The following is a 21,086-nucleotide window of genomic DNA, read 5'->3' on the forward strand; positions in this document are numbered from 1 at the left end:
GCATGCTCAAACCGGCGCTGCTCATCCTGATTTGCCTGACATTGCTGGGCCTGTCGATCCGTTTGTTCTACAACGGTCTGCGCCAGACCGGCATCGATCGAACCCTCGGTCGCTTGATGCAGGGGCAACCGCAACTGGCGGTGGCGAAATCATCCTGGGCTGGCCTGGAACGGGCCTTTCTACGCGCCGGCCTCGGTCGCCCCACCGAGCGCCTGAGGTTGTGGCTGTTGCTCTGGGCCGTGGGCATTTTGCTGGGGTTTGCCCTCGCCAGCTGGATCGGTTTGCTGGCGTTGTTGCTGATGCCACCTCTGGCTCTGCGGCTGTACATCAGTTGGTGCTACCAGCGCCGGCTCAAGCGCATGATCGAACAACTGCCGCCGTTGCTCGATCACACCGTGCGAAGTCTGAAGTCCGGACGCACCCTGGCCGATGCGGTGCTGGTCGCCATCGACGCCGCCGAAGACCCACTGAAGAACGCCATGGGCCGGGTTCAGCGCAATGTGCACCTGGGCGTCAGCCTGCCTGACGCTGTCACGGACTTCGCCGAGCTGTACGAGAAAGACGAGTTTCGCTTGTTTGCGCTGGGCCTGAAGGTCAATCACCGCTACGGCGGTAATGCCAGTGAGCTGTTTGAGAACCTGATCAAAATGGTCCGTGAACGCGACCAGGCTGCGCGCCAACTGCGCGCCATGACGGGCGAAACCCGCATCACAGCGATGGTGCTGGCCCTGATGCCTGTGGGGCTCGCCGGCTACTTCTTGCTGTCCAATCCGAAATACCTGCTCGCCATGTGGAACAGCAGCTCGGGGCAAATGATGCTCGCGACCGCGTTTGGCCTGCAGGTCGTGGGTTGCCTGGCGCTGTGGCGCATGTTGCGTAGCGTATGAAAATAGCCCTGATGATCAGCGCACTGTTGTTTCTGGCGGCCACGCTGTTGCTGCTCAGTGGGCTGCTGGACCAACATCGGCGTGCTCGCCAAGTGGCTCAACGACTGGACGGCAGCAAACCGCTGAACGACCATCGCGTTCGTCACTGGTTGCAAGTGCTGGGTGACAGCCGCATCGGTCAGCGCTCGGTCAAACTGGACAACGAAACCCAACTATTGCTCAACCGCCTCGGCTGGCGCAGCGCCCGGCAACGCTCTCTGTTCGCCGCCTGCCAGATCGGCACACCGGTGCTTGCGTTGGTCCTGAGTCTGTTGATCCAGAGCGTGTTCTTCCCGCAGGTGAACAACCACTGGATCACTCCGGCCTTCGCCACCGCTCTTGGTTACTTGCTGCCCAAACGCTTGCTGGCCGCTGCCGCACACCGTCGGCAAAGACAACTGGCGATCGAGATTTCGACCTTCATTCCACTGCTGCGCATCCTGTTCGAATCCGGCATGGCGGTGGAGCAGTCGCTGCGAGTACTGAGCATCGAAGGCAAACAATTACTGCCGGCCCTGACCCATGAACTGCGCCTGATACTGACCCGGGTCGATTCCGGCCTGGAACTGGGCGAAGAACTGAACAAGGCCACCCAGTTACTGGCAGTGGACGAATTCACCGACACCTGCGTGATACTTCAGCAATTGATCCACCAGGGCGGCGGCGCCATGAAATCACTGCTGGGGCTCAAACTGCTGCTCGATGACCGGCGCCTGACACGCTTGCAGGAATACATCTCCAAGATGTCCGCGAAAATGTCCGTGGTGATGATGTTGTTTCTGTTCCCGGCGCTGCTGATCGTACTGGCCGGCCCCAGCTTCAGCGCGTTGGCCCGGGCCTTTCATCATTGAAAGGCACAGCGGCGATCCCGTAGGAGCGAGGCTTGCCCGCGAAGGCGGCCTGACAGCCAACCAATCCCTCGCAGATGCACACGATTCAACTGTGGGAGCGGGCTTGCTCGCGAAAGCGGCGTGTCAGTCGACATCAATGTTGAATGTCTTCGCGGGCAAGCCTCGCTCCTACAGGGATCAGCTGTGTGGCGCGGGTTTTGGTATGGCCACGTTATCCAGCATCCGGTTCACCGCCAGTTCTGCCAGCATGACGATCTGTTGAATCGCCATCGCCATGTGCCGGTTCGGCCCTTCCAGATACCCCGCAAAATCACTCGCCATCACACTGGCCTGGGCCAACGATTCACAGGTGTGGGCCAACAGGTCTTCGTCTTTGATATCCGGCGCGACCATATACATCGTGCTCGGCTTGCGGGCCGCGGGGGATTTGAGGGCGGAGGGGTTGAGGTAGTGATCGAGCGCGCGGTTAGCGGCGTCGTGGAGTTTTTTTGAATCAGCAGATTCGTAAGGGGAAACGTTGTCAGTTTCTGGGGGATTCGGGGTTGCTTTGAACATGATTACACCTCTGGGATGAAATGGAGCCACTTCCAAATTGCCGCGACGCAATTTGGGGTGGCAGCTGTACGCGGGTTCGCGGACCGATCCCCGAGGCAGCTCGGCATACCCGAAGGTATCCCGCGCACAGTCGCCATGACACGAAACGACAGACACCCAAAAGTGTTGTGGTTTGGTGGAGCGATTATGCCTCAAGAATCGAGCCGCGACGCCCGGTCGCTGAATTGTCAGCGACGGACAAAGGCTAGAGACGCAGCGTCCGACGGGCAACCTGAAAAACATGTGGGAAGGTTCTGATGTTTTTACTGATCGATAAACATCGCTGCCTTTGAGGCAGCCATCGCGAGCAGGCTCGCTCCCACAGTGGGTCAGCGTATGTCTGGGGGAGATTGATCGGCTGTCAGGCCGCCAAGATCAAAAGATCGCAGCCTTCGGCAGCTCCTACGTGGGGTTGTGTATACCCGCGAGGGATCGGGCGGCTGTCAGGCCGCCATCGCGGGCAAGCCCGCAGTTGATCAGCGTACTCGACTAGTGCGCAGTAAGCCGCCGCACACCAGCATTACCAGGCGACAACGCCAACGCCACTTGCGTGCGATTATGCATATGCGTCAACCGCAACACCTGCGACACATAAAGCTTCACCGTGTTCTCGGTAATCCCCAACTCACAGGCAATCTGATAATTGGTCTGCCCCTTGCCCACCAACCGCGCCACCTCCAGCTGCCGCGGCGACAGCTGATTGAAAACCGCCGGCATCTCCACCCGCTCCGCCTCACTGAATGCACCGCCAGCCGAATCCGGCAAAGGCACAGAGGACGGCCCCCGACGAACCTTGTCCAGATCCTGATACAACTCGTCGATCGACTCACAAAGGTATTGCAGCTTCTGACTCAAATGCCCCAACTGCAGGTTTTTCTGCCGCTCCTGCAAGACCACTTCCTGGCGCTGCAAACCTTCGAGCAACTCAGCCAGATCAATCGGTTTCTGATAGTAGTCAGCGAACCCGGCGCGCAAGGCCTTGATCACGTCCTGCTTGTCTGCGCGGCCGGTGAGCATGATCGCCTCGAACGCCCGATGCTTGCCGGACAACTGTTGCAGCGTCTGAACGAGCTGAATGCCATCCATGTCAGGCATCTGCAAATCGCAGAGCACCAGGCCAATATTCTCGTGTTCAGTGAAACGCTCGATCGCCTGCTTGCCGGACTGGCAAGGAACACAGCGATAACCATTGCGCTCGATGAACTCGCACAGTTCTTCGACAATCAATGGCTCGTCATCGACCACAAGGACTTTTATTGCCGAGATACGCTTGTTCACGTGTCACTCCAGGCTTGACCGTTCCTGTACCCATTTCCGAAGGCTGTACAACAACTGTTTTGAAAGTAGACGCACTTTCCAACTATGTACATAGAACGAGTGGCGCCCGGCGACTAATGCAGCCAGACCAGAGTAAGCAACATGCCCACCAGCACGAACGGCGCAAAGGGCTGCTTTTTTGACGTTCCTGGTCCCAGGTAACGAAGACGTTCCCTAAGCCCCTGCCCCATATACAGCCAGAGTCTTGGCGCCAACAGCAGCCAGAACGCACTGGCCAATCCGGCGCCTATGAAACCGCCGAGCAGGTGCATACCGTCCGTCGCAAGGCCCAGCGTCGCCATCAGTTTCACGTCGCCCGCCCCCAGGCGTTTCAATGCATAACCAGGCAAGGTGAAGGCCAATGCCAACAACAAAGCCCAGCCGCCCTGCACCGCCTCGGCCCCCAACCATGTGGTGCCCGTCCACAACAGATACGTCAGCGCCAATACACCCACGCCAAGGGTCAGGCCATTGGCGATGTGCCGCTCTCGGACATCCTGTGCTGCGCAGAGCGTCAGCCAGATAAGTAGGACAAAGTTCTGCATCCGGTAAAAAACGTCCGTTTTGGCTGAATGATTCTATGCTGATACTACGTCGTGATGGTCAGGGTAGACGCACTCATGAAAACAGGCCTCCCCCGCAAACAAAAAGGTGCCGTGGCGATTGAGTTCGCTTTGGTGTTCATCATCTTTTTCGCCGTATTTTATGGGCTGGTGAGTTACAGCCTGCCACTGCTGCTGATGCAATCATTCAATCAATCGACGGCCGAAGCGGTGCGCCGCAGTGTGGCGCTGGACCCAAGCACCGCCAATTACGACACCGCCGTCAGAAACATAGCGACCACCGAACTGACCCGGCAGCTGGCCTGGATTCCTGCCGCGCTGAACTTCAACGTGGCCACTGACGCCAGTGCCACCTACATCGGTGGCGTGCTGACGGTCACCATCCATTACCCCACCAGCAAACTGAATCAGGTCCTGCCGTTCCTGGTGCTGCCGGGGATCGGCTCGGTGCCCAATCTGCCGGCGACCCTTACCGCCCGCTCGAGCCTGCAATTTTGAGTTCCGGGGACAAACTCTTCGGGCGCCTGCTCAATCGCCAACCGCAGCAGCCCTCGACCAGTGCTGACCCTCCGAGCGTGCAACGTGTCGGTTTGCAGCTGCATCTGGATGACGAAGGCCGGGTGATTCAGTTGACCGGCCCGCTGCGGCATCTGCTGGCGCAACAGATGCCCGGCGCGCAGACACCGCATCTGCTCGATTACCTCATGCCCCATAGCGGCCTGTCGGTCGAAGGCGCGCCTGCCGAGTGGCAGGGACAAAGCCTGGACCTGGATTTTTTCAGCCTCGGCGAACAACCGCTGCATCTGCGTGGCTGGGTGCAGCCGTTGGGCGAAAACTGGCTGTTGCAGTTGATCGACATCGGCGACCTGCTGCTCGAACGTCGACAAGCGCGCAGCCGTGAACAATGCCAGTTGCTCGCGGCGCAGGTCAGTGAACAGTTGCGCCTCTGCAGCCTGACGCGCTTGCCCGAGGTGCTGGCGGAGCAACTGCAAGGTCTGGCCCAGCGCTTTCAGATCCCCTGCATCGCCATGGCTTTGCTCGATGAACAGGCCGAGGGTTGGCTGATTCACCAGCATTACGCAGCCTTCGATGCGCCACAATTGTGGGAAATTGATCAACGCCTGGGCACCGGTCTCGACAGTTTGAATGGCTCCGCCCCTCAGCAACTGATTCCCAGCGAACACCCGCGCCTGCAAGGCATCTTCGGCAATGCCGAAGGGTTCGCGGTGCCTTACCACAATGCCCTGGGCGTGGTGGCCTGGTTGCTCTGTGGTTTCTACCCGGTGCAACAGCGTGCTCCCGACCTGAGCGAGCGCGACTGGTTGCAACTCACCGCCGCCCTGGCCGGCCCGCTGCTTGAGCGCTTGCGCGAGCATCAGCACCATCTGCAACTGGAGCGGCTGGAGTCTCTGCAAGCCTTGCTCGGCACCGGCTGGTGGGAGGTCTTCAGTGACAACGCCGAGGTGCAATTGGCGCCATCGCTGGCCGGTACGTTGAACCTTGCGAGCACGCGTTTGCCGCTGCACGACTGGCTCGAACAGATCCACCCCGCCGACCGTGAAGAGCTGACGATTCGCCTGCAAACCTTGCAGGATGAAGGCGCGCCGTTGCTGCTGTGCGTACGCCTGCATCGTCCCGACGCGGCACAAACGCCGATCTGGTATCGACTGCAAGGTCAGGCCCTGGGCATCGGCAGAAACCGGCGGCTGGTGGGTTTCATGCTCGACATCAGCGACATCAAAAATCAGGAGCAGAACGCCGCTGCCGCCCATGCCCGGCTGGACAACCTGATCGCCAGTTCACCGGCGGTGATCTACGTACAGCGCTATGTCGAAGGTGCGCTGCAACCGACATTTTTCAGCGACAGCCTGTTGCCGCTACTCGGTTGGTCGCTCGCCGATTGTGCCGCCGGCGCGCTGGTGGAACGGGTCCATCCCGAGGACCGCGACGGCTATTTCGAGCGCACCCGGCAACTGTTGCGCGAAGGTTCGGTGCGAGCCCGTTATCGGCTGCGCGACAGTCGCGGCGATTACCACTGGCTGCTCGACGAAGCCAAACTGCTGCGCGATGACCTCGGGCTGCCGGTAGAAGCTGTGGGCCTGTGGCTGGATGTCACCGAAGCGACCCTGGCCGCCGAGCAAGTAAAACAGAGTGAAGAGCGCTATCGGATCCTGGTGGAAGATTCCCCGGCGATGATCTGCCGCTACCTTCCAGACCTGACGCTGACCTTCGGCAACCGCCCGCTGGCGACCTACCTGGAATGCCAGCCCGAGCAACTGCCTGGGGTGAACCTGGGCAGCTGGATGTCGCCGGAACAGCGCGAAGCGTTCCTCCAGCGGCTCAGTCACCTGAGCCCGGAGTTCCCGGTCAGCACTGCGGAAATCAACCTGCAACTGCCGGGACGGGAACACGCCTGGTGGGTCTGGTCGGATCGCGGGGTGTTCGACGAGCAGGGTCGCTTGCTGGAGATTCAAGCCGTGGGCCGTGACAACACCGAAGTCCGGCGCGCCCAGCAACAGCTCACCCAGAGCGCGAAAATGGCCACCCTCGGCGAAATGGCCACTGGGCTGGCCCATGAAATCAACCAGCCACTGAACGTAATGCGCATGGCCATCGTCAATGTGCTCAAGCGTCTGAGCAACGGCAATGCGCAAATCGATTACCTGACAGACAAGCTCAACCGCATCGACGCGCAAGTCCAGCGCGCCGCGCGGGTGGTGGATCACATGCGGGTATTCGGTCGGCGCTCGGAGATCGAGCAACACCCGTTCAATCCGGCGCAAGCCATCGAGGGCACGCTGTCGCTGCTGTCCGAAGGCATGCGCGGCAAAGGGGTCGAGCTGCGGGTGAGCCAGACCGGATTCGAGGTGCAGGTGCGTGGTTACGTCGATCAGCTGGAACAGGTGTTGATCAATCTGATGGTCAATGCAAGGGATGCGCTGCTGAGTAAGCGCGAGGCCGACCGGGAGTTCAAACCGTGGATCTCGGTGTACGCCGAACGTGATGAATACTCGGTGCGACTGTGGGTCGAGGATAACGGCGGCGGTATCGATCCACGGCTGCTGGAGCGGATTTTCGAACCGTTTTTCACCACCAAACCGGTGGGTATCGGCACCGGGCTCGGGTTGTCGGTGAGTTACGGCATCGTCGAAAACATGGGCGGTAAGTTGAGTGTAAGAAACTCGACCGAGGGCGCGCGGTTTTGTATCGAGTTGCCGATTGCCACAGACGATCAGATCACCAGCGTCGCACGCCCCGAGTGACAGCTGAGGTTGGCGCCGACGTCGACCTTGTTCAAATCGATCCCCAGGCTTACCAGCACGGTGTTGATCAAGCTGTCGAGCAACGAGCTGAGCACGCTGTTGATCGCGCTGACCAGCAAAGTGGTCACATTGCTCAGGATCGCCCCCAGACCGCTGACGAGACTGCCCGATGGGCCATACATGTCCACGTGAATATTAAGCGGGGTATTGAGCAGGCTGCTGACGATGCTGCTGGTGGTAAACGAGTAGTAGAACGGCGGCTGATTGATTTCCGGCAGGCTGCTGGCGGGTGGTGCGGAGTAGACGTGGGAAATGTTGGCGTTCGCCGCCACGCTGGTGTCGGCAACGATATCGATGCCGCCACCGACACCGGGCACCCGCGGATCGCAAGTGATGGGCAAGAACAAAAGCCTGCGACAGGTTTTGATCCCGATATCGATCACCTTCAACGGCTGCACCGTGACCGCCGGCGGTGTGGTGTTGCTGCCGAACATGCTGGCCGCATCGATCCGGCCGATTTTCAGGTTCACCAGCGATGTACTGGTGTTGGTGGTCAGGGTTTTACTGGTGTTACTGACGCAGCTGTAGGCCGTGACGTAACTGCTGGCGCTGGCGACCTCCAGCGCCACGTCGAGCCGTATCGGCCCCGGCAACACGATGATGTCAGGCGTCTGGCAGGGCACGCCCAAGGCACAAGTCAGTGAATTGAGCACCGCCACCAGGTTGAGATTGAGTAAGGCGTTGAGGGTGTTGGTCAGCGGTCCTGCCAGATCGGTTACCGCATTGACCAGCGCCACGATGGCGTCGAGTGCCGGCAAGTCGATCGACAGCAATGTGCGAACCTGCGCAGTTCTCACGTAGATCCGATTGGGGCCCAGTGGATCCAGCGCCGCGTTTTTCGGGTTGCCGATTGCCGAGAGTTGCGGCGGCTCCAGGACCTGCACCCGGGCCGTGATTTGCGCCAGCCCCGCCAGATTGATCGGCAGCGTCGCCACCAGACCGTTTTTCTTGTTGGCCAGTTGCACAATGCCTTCGATCAGGTTGAACACGCTCACGTTAGTCGCGAACGCCGACATGTTGCTGCCATTCTCGACGTGCAACAAATTGCCCAGCACCACGGTCGTGGAGCCTGCGGCAACCTTGAGTGCTTGCAGACCGACGATGGTCGCCGTCGCGCCGAGAGTGCCGCCGGGGTCCAGCACGTTGACGGCAGTCTGGATCAACTGGCTGACGGCCACCGAAGTGCCCAACACCTGGCTATACCCGGCGGCGTTGAGGCCGAGGTCGACCTTCAATCGATCGAGGTAACCGAGCAGGCTGATGTTGGTATTCACCAAACCGTTCCAGCCCGCCACGGAGAGGTTCAGATTGCCGCCCAGCAAACCACCGAACAGTCCATTGAGGGTGGCCGACTTGCTGGTATCGATAGTCAGCACCGTACTGCGAATGGTCAGCGATGCCAGCGGAGGTGGCAACGCTGCGACGGCGGTCGCGGTCAGGTTGAGGGTCGCACCGGCTGGAGCACCGCCGAACACGGCACCAATACCACCCGCGAAACTCTGCAGGATCGAATGGCTGACGGTCACCCGAATGGCTTCGCTGCTGCTCGGATCAGCCGTAAAAACCCGAAGATTATTGGCGTCCAGACTCAAGGTGCCACAGGCTACCGCCAAGCTGCGGGTGGAGTCAGGAAGGGAGAAGTTGTTGCGGTTGGCACTGGCGGTGGCATAGACGGTAGCGGTGGCACCCACGGCGCAATCACCGTTGCGCGTGGCAGCCTCCAGCGCGGCCATATCCGCCACCCGCTGCAAGCTGCGCTTTTCCAGGTACAGGCGGCCGCTGTCGACCAAGATCAGCAGAAACACCAAGGCCATGCCCAAGGTCAGCACCGCCATCAAACCAATCGCTCCCCGTTGCCGGGCCGGGCTACGAAACTGCAAGCAGGGAGACATGGCGCACTCCTTTGCCGGCGCACTGGCGAGGGTTACCTCCATTGGTGAGAAGCAGTGTAGACAAGGGTTGGCCAGATTGCTGGCAACTAGCCATCCGAGACAACAAAAACCCAATGTCGGAATGGGCTTATTGTGGGCTTGTGTGACGACGAAGATCCTGTAGGAGCGAGGCTTGCCCGCGAATAAAACACCGCAGTTTTTCATTCATTACGCGTTATCGTTCTTCGCGGGCAAGCCTCGCTCCTACAGGGGCTGTGGTGTCGGTTAGTTCAAGCGCGGTGGATAGTTAGCCAATATCCGCCCGACCGTCTCGTGGATTTTATTGCTACGATCCTGCGGGTTCGGTGTGCGGCTGAGCGTCTGCTCGTCGCTGCCGCGCCACACCAGTTTGCCGTCCTTGCCATCGAGCAGGTCGACCTGAATGGTCGCCACCTTGTAGCTGATGTTGCGCGTTTCGTTGTACATCGGCCCGCCCCAGTAGCCGTACCATGGGCCACCATAACCACCGCCATAGTGAGTGGTCACCTGCTGCTGACGATCTTCGACGATCAGGTAAGCCTGCACCTTCAGATCCGGACTGGCGCCGGCGGCGGCCGGACGCAAACCGCGCTGATCCAGCTGATCGGCGATGGACTGACGGATGCGTTGTTCGGTCAGGTCACTCTTGATCCGTGGATCATCGGGACGGTATTGCACGGCGGGCTCTTTCCAGCTCCAGCTACGATAGGCAGCAAAGTCGCGGCTGGCATCGAAGTCATGATTGACCTGGTTGGCGGCGCAGGCAGTGAGCAGCGCGGCCATGGCCAGTAAAGCGAGACGGCGGAACATGATTTTTCTCCGAAAGAAGACATGCACCTGCGGGAGGCTTCCTGTATGGGAAGCTAACTAGGAGGATACGCCGACATAGCCTTTTCGACAGCTTTGCGTATGGCATCGGCACGTTCGCTCTGGCTGCCCTGGCTGCTGGTTTCAGCACTGGCACTCCATACCGGCTGGCCAGTACTCGCGTCGAACAGTTCAACACGCACCACCACGACTTGTACCTGATAGGTACGAATGACCGGCACCGTGTTGTACATGCCATAACCGTTGCCGTAGCGGTTGTAACCGCCGCCGTAATAACCCCCGCCGTAACCATAGTCGTCCTGCACCTGACGCAAGCGGGTTTCCAGATGCAAATCGGCGCTGACCAACAGGTCCGCCGGGCGGTTATCGTGCAGAGGGCGCAAGCCGCGTTGATCCAGGGCATTGCTGACCGCTTCGGCCACCTGCGCCGAGTCGGCCCAGGCAGTGTCCGGTGGCAGACGCCCGTTGAGCCAGGCCCAGCTGCGATAGCGGCCGTAATCGCGTGGCGGCGCCGGGTAGGCGCTGCGGTCGAAGGTGGTGGCGGCCTGGGGCGGTGCCGGCGGCAGGGGATTGGACGTCGCGACATAAGGGTTGCTGCCTTGGCAGGCCGCCAACCCGAGACAGATCACCAGTAACCCTGAACGACTTTTCATTTCGCGCTCCGCTCAGATCGGCCGACAGATCCAGTGCAGGTAGCGCCCAAGCCCGGCGAAGCTTGGGTGACGGCGGTGGGCCAGTTCCATTTCCAGCAAGTCCGGCAGTTCGACGCGGGCCTGGAATTCCACTGGCATGTAGTCATAAAAAACCCGCACCCCACTCTGGGTTTCGACCTGCCACATGCTCTCAAGTTGCGCCGCCAGTTCCCGTGGATCCAGTGGCTGCTGCGGCGTCAGGCTCTGCTTTTCGCCGGCCATGTCGTTCTTGCGCATCTTGCGGAAATGCCCCTTGAGCAGGTTGCGGTAGATCAACGCATCGCGGTTGTAGAACGCCAGGGACAACCAGCCGTCCGGCTTCGTCAACTGATGCAGTACCGGTAAAATCGCATGGGGTTCAGCCAGCCATTCCAGCACGGCGTGGCACAGCACAAGGTCGTAAGGTTCAGTGAGCTGACCGAGCAGATCCTGCCACGGCGCCTGGATGAACGTCGCCGTCTGCCCGGCTTCGGCGAAGCGTTGGCGGGCACCTTCAAGCATCGGTTCGGCAGGTTCGGCGAGGGTCACCTGATGACCTCGCTCGGCCAGCCACAACGACATGTGGCCCAGGCCAGCGCCGATGTCCAGGACGCGCAACGGGCGGTCCGGCAGGGTTTCGGCCAGGTCGGCTTGCAGCACCGCGAGCCGGATCGCACCTTTGGCGCCACCGTAGATTTTTTCGGCGAAACGGGTCGCCAGTTGATCGAAATGACGGTCGCTCATCAGCTGAACCGCCGTTCGCTGTCCGCAAGCTTGCTGCGCACCACTTCATTCATGTCCAACCCCAACTCGCTGCACAGCAGCAGTAGATACAACACGATGTCGCCGACTTCCTGCCCGACATGGGCGAGCTTGTCCGCCGGCAACTGGCGTGACTGGTCTTCGGTCAGCCACTGGAAAATCTCCACCAGCTCGGACATTTCCACGCTCGCGGCCATGGCCAGGTTTTTCGGGCTGTGAAATTGCCGCCAGTCATTGCGGTCGCGAATGGCGTGCAGGCGTTCGGTCAGTTCAACAAGGTTCATCGGGCTCTCCTGAAGTCGTATAGCTTCAGGGGGATGGCGGGTGAAGGCAAGATCTATGTAGCAGCTGCCGAAGGCTGCGTTCGGCTGCGCAGCAGTCGTGAATATGGCTGACGCGCTCTGCCTGACGTACCGCAATTTCCGGTTTGACGACTGCTTCGCAGCCGAACGCAGCCTTCGGCAGCTGCTACAGAGATGTTTGCGCCATACTTGGACGGTCGGGAACTCGGCAGCACGATCAATAGCCCAATGCTCGGATCCGGCAACCACGCCACCACTCCATCAGGACGTACACATGCAGGTAGAAAGCTTTTTCGAATGGCTCGGCCAGATAATCGGTTCGGCCATCCGGTTCATCATCGATGCCCTCAGTGGTCTGTTCAACCTGTTGAGCAACGCCGGCAGCAATTTTGTCGAAGGGTTGGCCCAGGCGCTGGGCATGGACACTTCGATCATCAGCATCATCACGCTGATCATCGGGCTGATGTTGCTGTGGGCAGCGATCCGCGCCTTCATGAACGCGTCGATCATCATGGGGATTATCTGGTTGCTGCTGGGATTGTGGTTGCTGAGCTGGATTGTTCACTAACCCCACCATCCCCTGTGGGAGCGAGCCTGCTCGCGATAACGCCGGCACATTCAACATCCAAGTTGACTGTCAGTCCGCTATCGCGAGCAGGCTCGCTCCCACAATGGATCGATGTAGATTGCGAATGTGTCGCTACAATGCAGGCGCCCCCAAGGAGCCTGCATGTCCAACCTGATTGCCGACTGGCGCGACCGTCCGACCCATCGTCGAGTCTGGGCGCTCGCCGCCCCGATGATTCTCTCGAACATTTCCGTACCGCTGGTAGCGCTGGTCGACAGTACTGTCATCGGCCACCTGCCCCATGCTCATCAACTCGGCGCTGTCGCGGTGGGCGCCAGTCTGTATACCTTTCTTGCCTGGGCCATGGGCTTTCTACGCATGGGCTCCACCGGGTTCGCCGCCCAGGCTGCCGGGCGCGGGGATGGCGCAGCGTTGCGGCAGATTTTGCTCCAGGGTCTGTTGTTGGCCATGGGCCTGGCCATCGTCTTGGGCGCAGTGGGCGTGCCGTTGAGCGGGGTCGCGTTGCATTTCATGCAACCGTCGGCCGAGCTGGATCAGCTAACCCGCGAGTTCTTCCACACGCGGCTGTTTGGCTTGCCGGCGGCACTGGCCAGCTACGCGCTGGTGGGCTGGTTCCTCGGCACTCAGAACGCTCGGGCTCCGCTGGCGATTCTGCTGAGCACCAACCTGGTCAACATCGCGCTGAACCTCTGGTTCGTCCTCGGCCTGGAGTGGGGCGTGGTCGGCGCGGCCCGGGCCTCGGTGATCGCCGAATGGACCGGCGCGCTGATCGGCCTGTTCATGACCCGCAAGGCTCTGCGCGCCTATCCCGGCCATATCGCCTGGGCAGCGCTGGCGTTGTGGCAGAGCTGGCGCCCATTGCTGGCGGTCAATCGCGACATCTTCATCCGCAGCCTGGCATTGCAGTCAGTGTTTTTCCTGATCACCGTGCAAGGCGCGCGGCTGGGCGATGCCACGGTCGCCGCCAACGCGTTGCTGCTCAACGGTCTGCTGCTGACCGCCCATGCGCTGGACGGTCTGGCTCATGCCGTAGAAGCCCTGTGTGGACACGCCATCGGTGCTCGCGACCGAGAAGCCATGCGTCGCTCATTGGTGGTGGCCTGCGGTTGGTCGTTGCTGGCGAGTGTGGGGTTTGCCTTGCTGTTTCTGTTCGCCGGGCACCTGTTCATCCAGATGCAGACGGACATCCAGAGCGTGCGCGATACCGCATTCCTTTACTTGCCTTACCTCGCGGTGCTGCCGCTGATTGCCGTCTGGAGCTATCTGCTCGACGGTCTGTTCATCGGCGCCACCCGCGCCCGGGAAATGCGCAACGGTATGCTGCTGACGGTGATCCTGCTGCTGCCCTTCGCCTGGGCGCTGCAAGGCTTGGGCAATCATGGACTGTGGATAACCTTCCTGTTGTTCATGTTGCTGCGCAGCCTGACCCTTGGTGCATTCGCCTGGTACTTGCGCAAGCACGATGGCTGGTTCAAAGGATAACGAGGGCCGGCCTTCACGTTCAGGGTTGATCGTTTTGCCACCGGTTGCGCAAGCTATCGAGACGCTCCTGCTGGCTGGCTCCCGACAATGGCTGCCCGGCCACTGCGTCGGGATGCTGCAAGCGCAGCCATAACCAGTCATCGAGCACCGCACGTTCGCTGAAACCCAGCGCCAGCCCTTCCTGCAAGTAAGCCCACAAGCTGTTGTAGCTGGTGTCGGTAGATCGGCTCCAGCGCCAGGCGTGTTGTTCCAGCAGGCAGGTTTGCAAGGTGTCTCGCTGACGCAGGCTGAGGTTTTCTTCAATGGCCAGCGGCCGGACGGCAAGCTGCGGATTGAACAACTGCTGCCAGCCCTGACAGCCTATCGCCCGGTCGGCCCAGGTGCCACCGAACCAGCGCAACTGATCGATCGGACCGAGCCAGCGACTCAACTCCTGCGCATCGCAGGCATCGAAAAAATAACTCGCCGTGTGTGGATTGTAGTAACTCAACAAGGCCCGGTGATGCAGACCCAGCGTGACCGTGAGCATGCGCCGCAAATGCTCCAGCAACTGCGATGGCGTTGCTTCACTGGCTAGCAGCAATCCGCTCCAGATGTGTGGCGCACTTTGGCATAACTCGGTCAGTGCCGGGCATTCGCGAAGGTCGACCAATACCGGGCCGTACTCACGCAACGGGTGAAACTCAGTGCCTTCGAACAGGCGGAACCATCGGGCATGAGCAAACTGTTGCCGCAAATTCGCACCGGCCTGAGGCTCGCCCGGAACATCGAGCAACAACCATTGCGCAGTCGAGTCGGGCGCCTGAGCGGCGATCATGCCGCACCGCTCTGGCCAAACTGCGTCGCCGCCCGACAGGTGCAGAAGGACTGCGAGCAATGACTGAAACTGCCGCCATCGGGCAGCAGGCACAGGAGCACCAAGGGTTCGCTGGATTGCAGCATGCCCAGCAAGCCGTCGAGCGCCAGGTTCGCATCGGTCATCAAGGCAGATTGCAGGTCGGGTATGACTGGCTCTGTGCTCGACGCTGCGCCGGGGAGAAATCCGCTGATCAAAGGTTGATCCGGATCGCCTTCGATGAAGCTCACCAGCACCTGCGTCCCTTCGCACAACGGCAGACTGCCCGCGTCTCCCAACTCGGGAGCCAACGGCAACCAGCAGTGGCTGGGCGCTGCACCTTCCCCCTGATAAAGCCAGTCAAACTGCACCGCTACCGGTCTGGACAGATCCGGTTGAGACTCATCGACCTCGACTACCCACGCCCGTTGCAGGCTGTGCATCCTGGGTTTCATGACCGAATGATCTGCCACGAAAGGCACTTCCTGCACAACGGCGCGCAGTTGATTGCTATAGGGCAACCCTGGCTCCTGCCCCCCTTGATGCTCGACATGGGTCAGTAGCCAGAGACGATTCCAGCCCTCACACGGGTGGCCGGACAGCGGCATCAGTTGACCGCTGCGCAGCGTCGCCAGATTCGTCTGGCCTTCGGCGATCTGCCCGCAGCCCTGAAGCTTGAACTGATGCACACCTGGCCGTTCGTTCTCACCCTCAAAGACGCTCTCTTCGCCACGACTAAACTGCCCCAGGCCATCACCGAAAACCAGACAGTGTCCTGCGCGTGCGCAGTGTTCGAAATGGTAATGAAGGCGTTCCTGGGCACACAGACGCTGGAGAAACTGCAGGTCTGATTCCCGGTACTGCGTGCAGAAATCACGGGGCGGGTAATCGCCGCTCAGGTCGAAGCGACGCCCCTTACCGGCAATGCCGTGCTCCTTGAGTACTTGAGCGAGAATCTCCGGCACCGAGCGCTGGCTGAAGATTCGCTGATTGAAGCGCTGGCCCAGACACGCCAGCCTGGGGCCGAGACGCACACGACATAGCCCGGGCTGACCGCCATGGCCAAGCTGAACGAGGCCAAGCAGCTGCCCGTGAATACCCTGCCCCTGGGGCCCGAAGTGCAAAAAGGCCGAACGATACAGCAGGCTCGCAAGGTCCAGCGTCGGGTCATCGTTCAGCAGATCCACGTCGAACACAAAGGGCTCGCTGATGGCTTCACTACCGGTAAAGGCCAAGACCTCAAAGGGGTCGGGAAGACCCGCTATATCCAGACGAAATGACGGCTCGTTGACTGGATCGAACATCGGCGATTCTCTACAGGAGGGGCGGCTGGGGATTCTCGCTGAGAGACATGGCCGAGTAGAGTGCCGAAATACAACTTAGGAAATGACCTACGTGAAAAGAAGACCACATCGCTTGGATAGCCCGGTCTGTGGTTCATTTCACTTGAAAAAAGAGAAGCCCCGCACCAGGTCATCTGAAATTTCCTCACTGTACGGAGAATTTTCAGACAACCCGATGAGAACGGAGCCTTACCTCAAGAAGACAGGTAAGACGAGCGGGTCAGGCCCAGACGCAAGGCATCGAGGAACTGGGTGCGCTCGGCGGCGCTGATGCGGGCACTGGCGCACTTGTCGCGGTAGTGGGTCATCAGCTCTTCCGGCGACAAGTGCACGTAACGCAGCATGTCTTCGATGGTGTCGTGGGTTTCGATACCGGCGTGGTACACGCTGCCATCGGCGTTCTGGTAGATGTTCACCGAGTCGGTGTCACCGAACAGGTTATGCATGTCGCCGAGAATTTCCTGGTAGGCACCCACCAGGAAGATCCCCAGCAGATAGTCTTCACCGTCGTTCAAACCGTGAACCGGCAGGCTGGTCTCGATGCTCTGCTCGTCGACGTATTGCTTGATCTTGCCGTCGGAATCGCAGGTCAGGTCTTGCAGCACCGCACGGCGCAGCGGCTCTTCGTCGAGACGGTGCAACGGCAAAATCGGCAGGACCTGGCCGATGGCCCAGGTGTCCGGCAGACTCTGGAATACCGAGAAGTTGCAGATGTACTTGTCAGCCAGCTTGTCGTTGAGCTCGTCGAGCACCTGACGGTGGGAACGCTGACGGGCCTTCAACGAGTTGTGCAGGCGACGGCAAACGGCGAAGTAGCATTGCTCGGCCAGGGCTTTTTGCGCCAGGGTCAGCTTGCCATCGGCGTATTGCGTGGCCACGTCGCTCATGTAGTGCGTGGCGCGCCAGTAGGTCTCGGTGACCATTTCGATGTCGGTCGGGCCGAGCAGGTCAACCAGCCACTGTACGGTTTCCGGCAGCTCGTCCTTGTTATCGATCTTCGGCACGTCGTCATTGTGTTTCTCGACGTCGGTGACCTGAACCACCAGCATGGCGTGGTGAGCGGTCAGGGAGCGACCGCTTTCAGAGAAGATATTCGGGTGCGGCAGGCTCTGCGCGTCGCAGAACTCCTTGAGCATCCCGACCACGACACCGGCGTAATCGTCCATGTCGTAGTTGATCGAACTGGCGTTACGCGAGTGCGTACCGTCGTAGTCCACGCCCAAACCGCCACCGACGTCGATGTGATCCACCGGCAGGCCGAGATTGCGCAGTTCGCCGTAATAACGGATCGCTTCCTTGAAACCGTGCTGGTAGTCCGCCAGGTTGGCGATCTGCGAACCCATATGGAAGTGCAGCAGGCGAATGCCCTGATCCAGGCCGGCCGCACGGAAACGCTCGACCACCGACAGCAGTTGCGCCGCCGACAGGCCGAACTTGGATTTTTCGCCACCGGTGTCTGCCCACTTGCTCGACGCCAGGGACGACAGACGCACGCGCAGGCCGACCTGCGGCTTGACCTTTAGCGCCGCTGCTTCTTCGATCACCAGACCGACTTCGGATTCTTTCTCGATCACGATGAACACGTTATGACCGAGCTTCTGGCCCATCAGCGCAAGACGGATGAACTCGCGGTCCTTGTAACCGTTGCAGACGATGGTGCCACCCTTCGGTGCCAACGCCAGAACAGCGAGCAACTCAGGCTTGGAGCCGGCTTCCAGACCGATCGATACGTCCTGGGTGGCGATGATGTTTTCGATCACCGCTTCCTGCTGGTTGACCTTGATCGGGTACAGCGCGGTGTACTTGCTCTGGTATTCCAGGCGCTCGATATTGGCGTCGAACGCACCGGTCAGCTGACGCACACGGTCTTGCAGGATGTCAGGGAAACGCACCAGCAACGGCAACGACAAACCGCTTTTGCGCAGCTGGTCGACTTGCTCGAAGAGGTCGATAGGCGAACTGGTCGGACCGTTCGGACGAACTTCGACGCGACCGGCGTCATTGATCGCGAAATACCCGGCCCCCCAATGGCGAATCCCGTAAACACTGCGGCTGTCCGCAACTGTCCATTGGCTGCCATCGTCTTTGCGTGTGCGTCGTACGGACATCGAAGTCCCCTATAAAGAAGTCATAGAGCGTCGCCTGGGTTCAGGCCGGCGCAGTCTAAAGAATGAAAATGACGATTAGCCTGCATGCAAGGGGCATAGACCTCGCATTCAGCGCTGAGTTTAGAAACCGGTCAGAACAGGCTCTGTGAAAACCATGTAGACGACGCCAGACCAGAATTGAATCGGGGCCGGATCAAGCCGAGGGTGGTTTTCACAGAGGCTGCTAGCCGCCGGACTTCTTCGCTTTGAAACCGTGTTTGATCAGCTCGGCCAAGAGTAGCTCGACATGATCGCCCTGGATTTCGATGATCCCGTCTTTCAACGCCCCACCGGTCCCGCAACGTTTCTTCAACGTAGTGGCCAGATCCTTGAGCGCGTCTTCGGCCAACGGCACACCGGTGATGGTGGTCACCGTCTTGCCGCCACGGCCCTTGCTTTCGCGACGCACGCGAGCGATGCCGTCGCCGGCCGGGATAACGGTTTGTTTGCAGATGCAGGCATCCACCGGTTGACTGCAATCCGGGCAATGACGACCTGCGTCGGTGGAAAATACCAGGCCACCAAGGGCGGCGAAGGATGCGGCTTTTTTGGCCACCGGCAATCCTCTTGGGAGGACAAAGACTGGTCGCGGCAACCCGGGAGGGAGCCATCGACCGCGAAGCCCCACTCAGGCAGGGGCAGCGCTACTGGACCGTTATACATCGCTGTATTACCGGTTCAGTTTGAAAAGGTCGCGCAGTGTAACGGCAAAAAGCCGACTTGCTAAGAGCCAATCGGCGCCAATTTATACCTTCTTTGCGACGTCGGTTTGCCGGGCCTTCAGATAGCGCTGTAAAGCTGCCAGAGAGTCCGGGCAATAAGGCTTCTGCGTGATTTCCAGCATGACCTGATCGATCGGGATGAAGCGCGCTTCCAGCACCTCTTCCGGCTGCAGGATCAACGGACCATCCCACACCGCCGAAAACGCCGAACACCAGAGTCGGTTGCCGGTGTCCTCGAAGAAAAAGTGATCATGGGCGGTTAGTTCCACACCGCTCACGCCCAATTCCTCTTCCAGCTCACGGGCCGCCGATTCGGCGTAAGTTTCGGTGGCCAACACCATGCCGCCGGCCGCTACGTCCCAGTAACCGGGGTAGATCGCTTTGCTCAATGTGCGCCGGTGTACGCACAACTCACCGGCGGAATTGAACAGCATGATGTAGGTGCCACGCCCGATCAGCTCGCGTTCGCGCAGCTCGGAGCGGACCAGAGCGCCGAGCAGGTTGTCCTGCTCGTCGACCCAGGCGATCTGTTCGGCATCGGAGGCCGCACGGTGCGCGGCCTCACGCATGTCATCGACGGAGCTATCGACCATGACTCAGCCCTGATTGAGCAATTGACGCAAATCGATCACCGCGGCGTTGGCCCGGGAGATGTAGTTAGCCATGACCAGCGAGTGGTTGGCCAGCACACCAAAGCCGCTGCCGTTGAGGATCATTGGGCTCCAGACCGGCTCTTGCGAAGCTTCCAGCTCACGGATGATCTGGCGCACGCTGACCGTGGCGTTCTTCTTCGCCAGCACATCGGCGAAATCGACTTCGATGGCACGCAGCAGGTGGGACAACGCCCAGGCCTGACCGCGGGCTTCGTAGAACACGTTATCGATCTGCAGCCACGGGGTCTCGACGACTTCTTCGTCAACCTGCGGCACCTGACCGAGCGCCGGGACTTCGGTTTTCAGCGCGGTGTTGAGCTTGACCCGGCCAACACTGGCCGACAGCCGTTGCGACAGCGAACCCAAACGGGTTCCGACATCACCCAGCCAGTTGTTCAGGTTGTCGGCGCGGGCATAGAACAGCGCACTTTTCTGATCAGGACCCGACAGACGTGCCTGATAGCGGCTCAGGGAGTTGATGCCCTCCTGGTACTCGGACTCACTGGATGGCAGCACCCAGCTTTTGTTGTCGAAGTTGAAACGCGGCTCGGCCTTGGCCAGGTCGGCGTCTTCGGCGGACTGCGACTGGGAACGGGCGAAGTCTTTACGCAGCGCACGACTCAGGTCGCGGACCTGGACCAGCACGCCATATTCCCAGCTCGGCATGTTGTCCATCCACAGGCCCGGCGGGAAACGGTCGTTGGAAATATAGCCACCCGGCTTGGTCAGCAAAGTACCGGCAACGGTCTTGAGGGTTTCCACCGTGGTGTACCCGACCACCATCTGCTTGCCTTCTTTCTCGGCCGCCACTTGGGCATTCTGCTGAACCGGGAACAGCGCCGGCTCCTGGCTCCAGTACCAGCCCAGCGCGATCGCCACCAACAGGTAAAGAACAATCAGAGTAGCCAGCGCCCGGCTGAACAACAGACCGCCAAAATAACTGCGGGTGGCCGATTTTGGTTCAGCGGCACGCTCAGGCGCGCTGCCTGTGCGGTTCTTCCAGTCCAGCATGGCGATATCCTTTCAATCACTTGAGTTCATCGGTTCGACCACAACCCTACGCCATCGTGCGTCATTTGCCGCGCATTAAATCCTGCACGTCACAGCGAGCCACACAATGACTGCAGTCGAGCTGCCACTATAAATGAAGCACAGCGCTGAGCCTATGCGACCAGTCGGTCAGAAACTGAATGAAGTCGCTTTGCAGATTATTGACCTACGACACTCATGCAATCGAAAAGAGGTGCTAGCATAGAGCCACCAGTCGA

Annotated in this window: 20 protein-coding genes; 6 read left to right on the forward strand and 14 right to left on the reverse strand. The window is 60.2% G+C overall.

Going from position 1 to position 21,086, the window contains the following annotated elements; all coding sequences use genetic code 11:
• Positions 1 to 2 precede the first annotated feature (2 nt).
• Together IB250_RS23950 and IB250_RS23955 are read left to right on the forward strand one after the other, a co-directional pair.
• Positions 3 to 887: a type II secretion system F family protein gene (locus tag IB250_RS23950; RefSeq protein ID WP_063341665.1), complete on the forward strand. Its 885-nt coding sequence runs from the start codon at positions 3 to 5 to the stop codon at positions 885 to 887.
• Positions 884 to 1,777, forward strand: a complete 894-nt coding sequence (locus IB250_RS23955; RefSeq protein WP_192345826.1) for a type II secretion system F family protein — start codon at positions 884 to 886, stop codon at positions 1,775 to 1,777. Before IB250_RS23950 ends, IB250_RS23955 begins: the two co-directional genes overlap by 4 nt.
• Positions 1,778 to 1,954: 177 nt before the next feature.
• On the opposite strand, the gene IB250_RS23960 is transcribed toward IB250_RS23955, so the two are convergent.
• The 3 genes from IB250_RS23960 to IB250_RS23970 all read right to left on the reverse strand — a co-directional run bounded on the left by IB250_RS23960 (position 1,955) and on the right by IB250_RS23970 (position 4,233).
• Positions 1,955 to 2,332 carry a DUF6124 family protein gene (locus IB250_RS23960; RefSeq protein WP_192345827.1) on the reverse strand — a complete coding sequence of 126 codons (378 nt, stop codon included), beginning with the start codon at positions 2,330 to 2,332 and terminating at the stop codon, positions 1,955 to 1,957.
• Between the two features lie 528 nt (positions 2,333 to 2,860).
• Positions 2,861 to 3,649 carry a response regulator gene (locus IB250_RS23965; RefSeq protein WP_192345828.1) on the reverse strand — a complete coding sequence of 263 codons (789 nt, stop codon included), beginning with the start codon at positions 3,647 to 3,649 and terminating at the stop codon, positions 2,861 to 2,863.
• A 113-nt stretch (positions 3,650 to 3,762) separates the two neighbouring features.
• Entirely contained in the window at positions 3,763 to 4,233 is a 471-nt protein-coding gene (locus tag IB250_RS23970) for a prepilin peptidase (protein ID WP_192345829.1), read from the reverse strand.
• 75 nt (positions 4,234 to 4,308) lie between these two features.
• Between IB250_RS23970 and IB250_RS23975 the strand changes: the two genes are divergently transcribed.
• Both IB250_RS23975 and IB250_RS23980 read left to right on the forward strand, forming a co-directional pair.
• On the forward strand, positions 4,309 to 4,749 hold the full coding sequence (locus tag IB250_RS23975) for a TadE/TadG family type IV pilus assembly protein (RefSeq protein ID WP_192345830.1): 441 nt from the start codon (positions 4,309 to 4,311) through the stop codon (positions 4,747 to 4,749).
• Positions 4,746 to 7,514 (forward strand): ATP-binding protein, encoded by a 2,769-nt coding sequence (locus tag IB250_RS23980; protein ID WP_192345831.1) that lies wholly within the window; start codon positions 4,746 to 4,748, stop codon positions 7,512 to 7,514. The genes IB250_RS23975 and IB250_RS23980 overlap by 4 nt, the downstream gene beginning before the upstream one ends.
• Here the strand turns inward: IB250_RS23980 and IB250_RS23985 are convergent.
• The 5 genes from IB250_RS23985 to IB250_RS24005 all read right to left on the reverse strand — a co-directional run bounded on the left by IB250_RS23985 (position 7,484) and on the right by IB250_RS24005 (position 12,029).
• Complete coding sequence (locus IB250_RS23985) at positions 7,484 to 9,466, reverse strand: pilus assembly protein TadG-related protein (protein ID WP_192345832.1); 1,983 nt, start codon at positions 9,464 to 9,466, stop codon at positions 7,484 to 7,486. The genes IB250_RS23980 and IB250_RS23985 overlap by 31 nt on opposite strands.
• 264 nt (positions 9,467 to 9,730) lie before the next feature.
• On the reverse strand, positions 9,731 to 10,294 hold the full coding sequence (locus IB250_RS23990) for a DUF4136 domain-containing protein (protein ID WP_192345834.1): 564 nt from the start codon (positions 10,292 to 10,294) through the stop codon (positions 9,731 to 9,733).
• Positions 10,295 to 10,347: 53 nt separating this feature from the next.
• The gene (locus IB250_RS23995) at positions 10,348 to 10,965 is read right to left on the reverse strand and encodes a DUF4136 domain-containing protein (protein ID WP_192345836.1); all 618 of its coding nucleotides are present in this window, start codon (positions 10,963 to 10,965) and stop codon (positions 10,348 to 10,350) included.
• Between the two features lie 12 nt (positions 10,966 to 10,977).
• Positions 10,978 to 11,727 (reverse strand): methyltransferase domain-containing protein, encoded by a 750-nt coding sequence (locus tag IB250_RS24000; protein WP_030128232.1) that lies wholly within the window; start codon positions 11,725 to 11,727, stop codon positions 10,978 to 10,980.
• On the reverse strand, positions 11,727 to 12,029 hold the full coding sequence (locus IB250_RS24005; RefSeq protein ID WP_095634107.1) for a MazG-like family protein: 303 nt from the start codon (positions 12,027 to 12,029) through the stop codon (positions 11,727 to 11,729). Before IB250_RS24005 ends, IB250_RS24000 begins: the two co-directional genes overlap by 1 nt.
• Positions 12,030 to 12,321: 292 nt before the next feature.
• Between IB250_RS24005 and IB250_RS24010 the strand changes: the two genes are divergently transcribed.
• Both IB250_RS24010 and IB250_RS24015 read left to right on the forward strand, forming a co-directional pair.
• Positions 12,322 to 12,615 (forward strand): hypothetical protein, encoded by a 294-nt coding sequence (locus IB250_RS24010; RefSeq protein WP_063341672.1) that lies wholly within the window; start codon positions 12,322 to 12,324, stop codon positions 12,613 to 12,615.
• A gap of 162 nt (positions 12,616 to 12,777) precedes the next feature.
• Complete coding sequence (locus IB250_RS24015) at positions 12,778 to 14,118, forward strand: MATE family efflux transporter (protein ID WP_192345838.1); 1,341 nt, start codon at positions 12,778 to 12,780, stop codon at positions 14,116 to 14,118.
• 19 nt (positions 14,119 to 14,137) lie between these two features.
• Here IB250_RS24015 and IB250_RS24020 read toward each other — a convergent pair whose 3' ends face one another.
• From IB250_RS24020 to IB250_RS24045, 6 genes are all read right to left on the reverse strand, one after another.
• Complete coding sequence (locus tag IB250_RS24020; RefSeq protein ID WP_192345840.1) at positions 14,138 to 14,935, reverse strand: DUF4123 domain-containing protein; 798 nt, start codon at positions 14,933 to 14,935, stop codon at positions 14,138 to 14,140.
• Positions 14,932 to 16,257: a type VI secretion system Vgr family protein gene (locus IB250_RS24025; protein WP_192345842.1), complete on the reverse strand. Its 1,326-nt coding sequence runs from the start codon at positions 16,255 to 16,257 to the stop codon at positions 14,932 to 14,934. The genes IB250_RS24020 and IB250_RS24025 overlap by 4 nt, the downstream gene beginning before the upstream one ends.
• A gap of 233 nt (positions 16,258 to 16,490) precedes the next feature.
• Positions 16,491 to 18,404, reverse strand: a complete 1,914-nt coding sequence (gene speA / locus IB250_RS24030; RefSeq protein WP_192345844.1) for an arginine decarboxylase — start codon at positions 18,402 to 18,404, stop codon at positions 16,491 to 16,493.
• 223 nt (positions 18,405 to 18,627) lie between these two features.
• Positions 18,628 to 18,999 (reverse strand): translation initiation factor Sui1, encoded by a 372-nt coding sequence (locus IB250_RS24035; RefSeq protein WP_007907444.1) that lies wholly within the window; start codon positions 18,997 to 18,999, stop codon positions 18,628 to 18,630.
• Between the two features lie 189 nt (positions 19,000 to 19,188).
• Positions 19,189 to 19,758: an NUDIX hydrolase gene (locus tag IB250_RS24040; protein WP_192345846.1), complete on the reverse strand. Its 570-nt coding sequence runs from the start codon at positions 19,756 to 19,758 to the stop codon at positions 19,189 to 19,191.
• A gap of 3 nt (positions 19,759 to 19,761) precedes the next feature.
• Complete coding sequence (locus IB250_RS24045) at positions 19,762 to 20,829, reverse strand: DUF2333 family protein (protein ID WP_008011254.1); 1,068 nt, start codon at positions 20,827 to 20,829, stop codon at positions 19,762 to 19,764.
• Between the last annotated feature and the right edge of the window lie 257 nt (positions 20,830 to 21,086).

It is taken from the genome of Pseudomonas sp. PDM09 (assembly GCF_014852305.1).
Lineage (GTDB): Bacteria > Pseudomonadota > Gammaproteobacteria > Pseudomonadales > Pseudomonadaceae > Aquipseudomonas.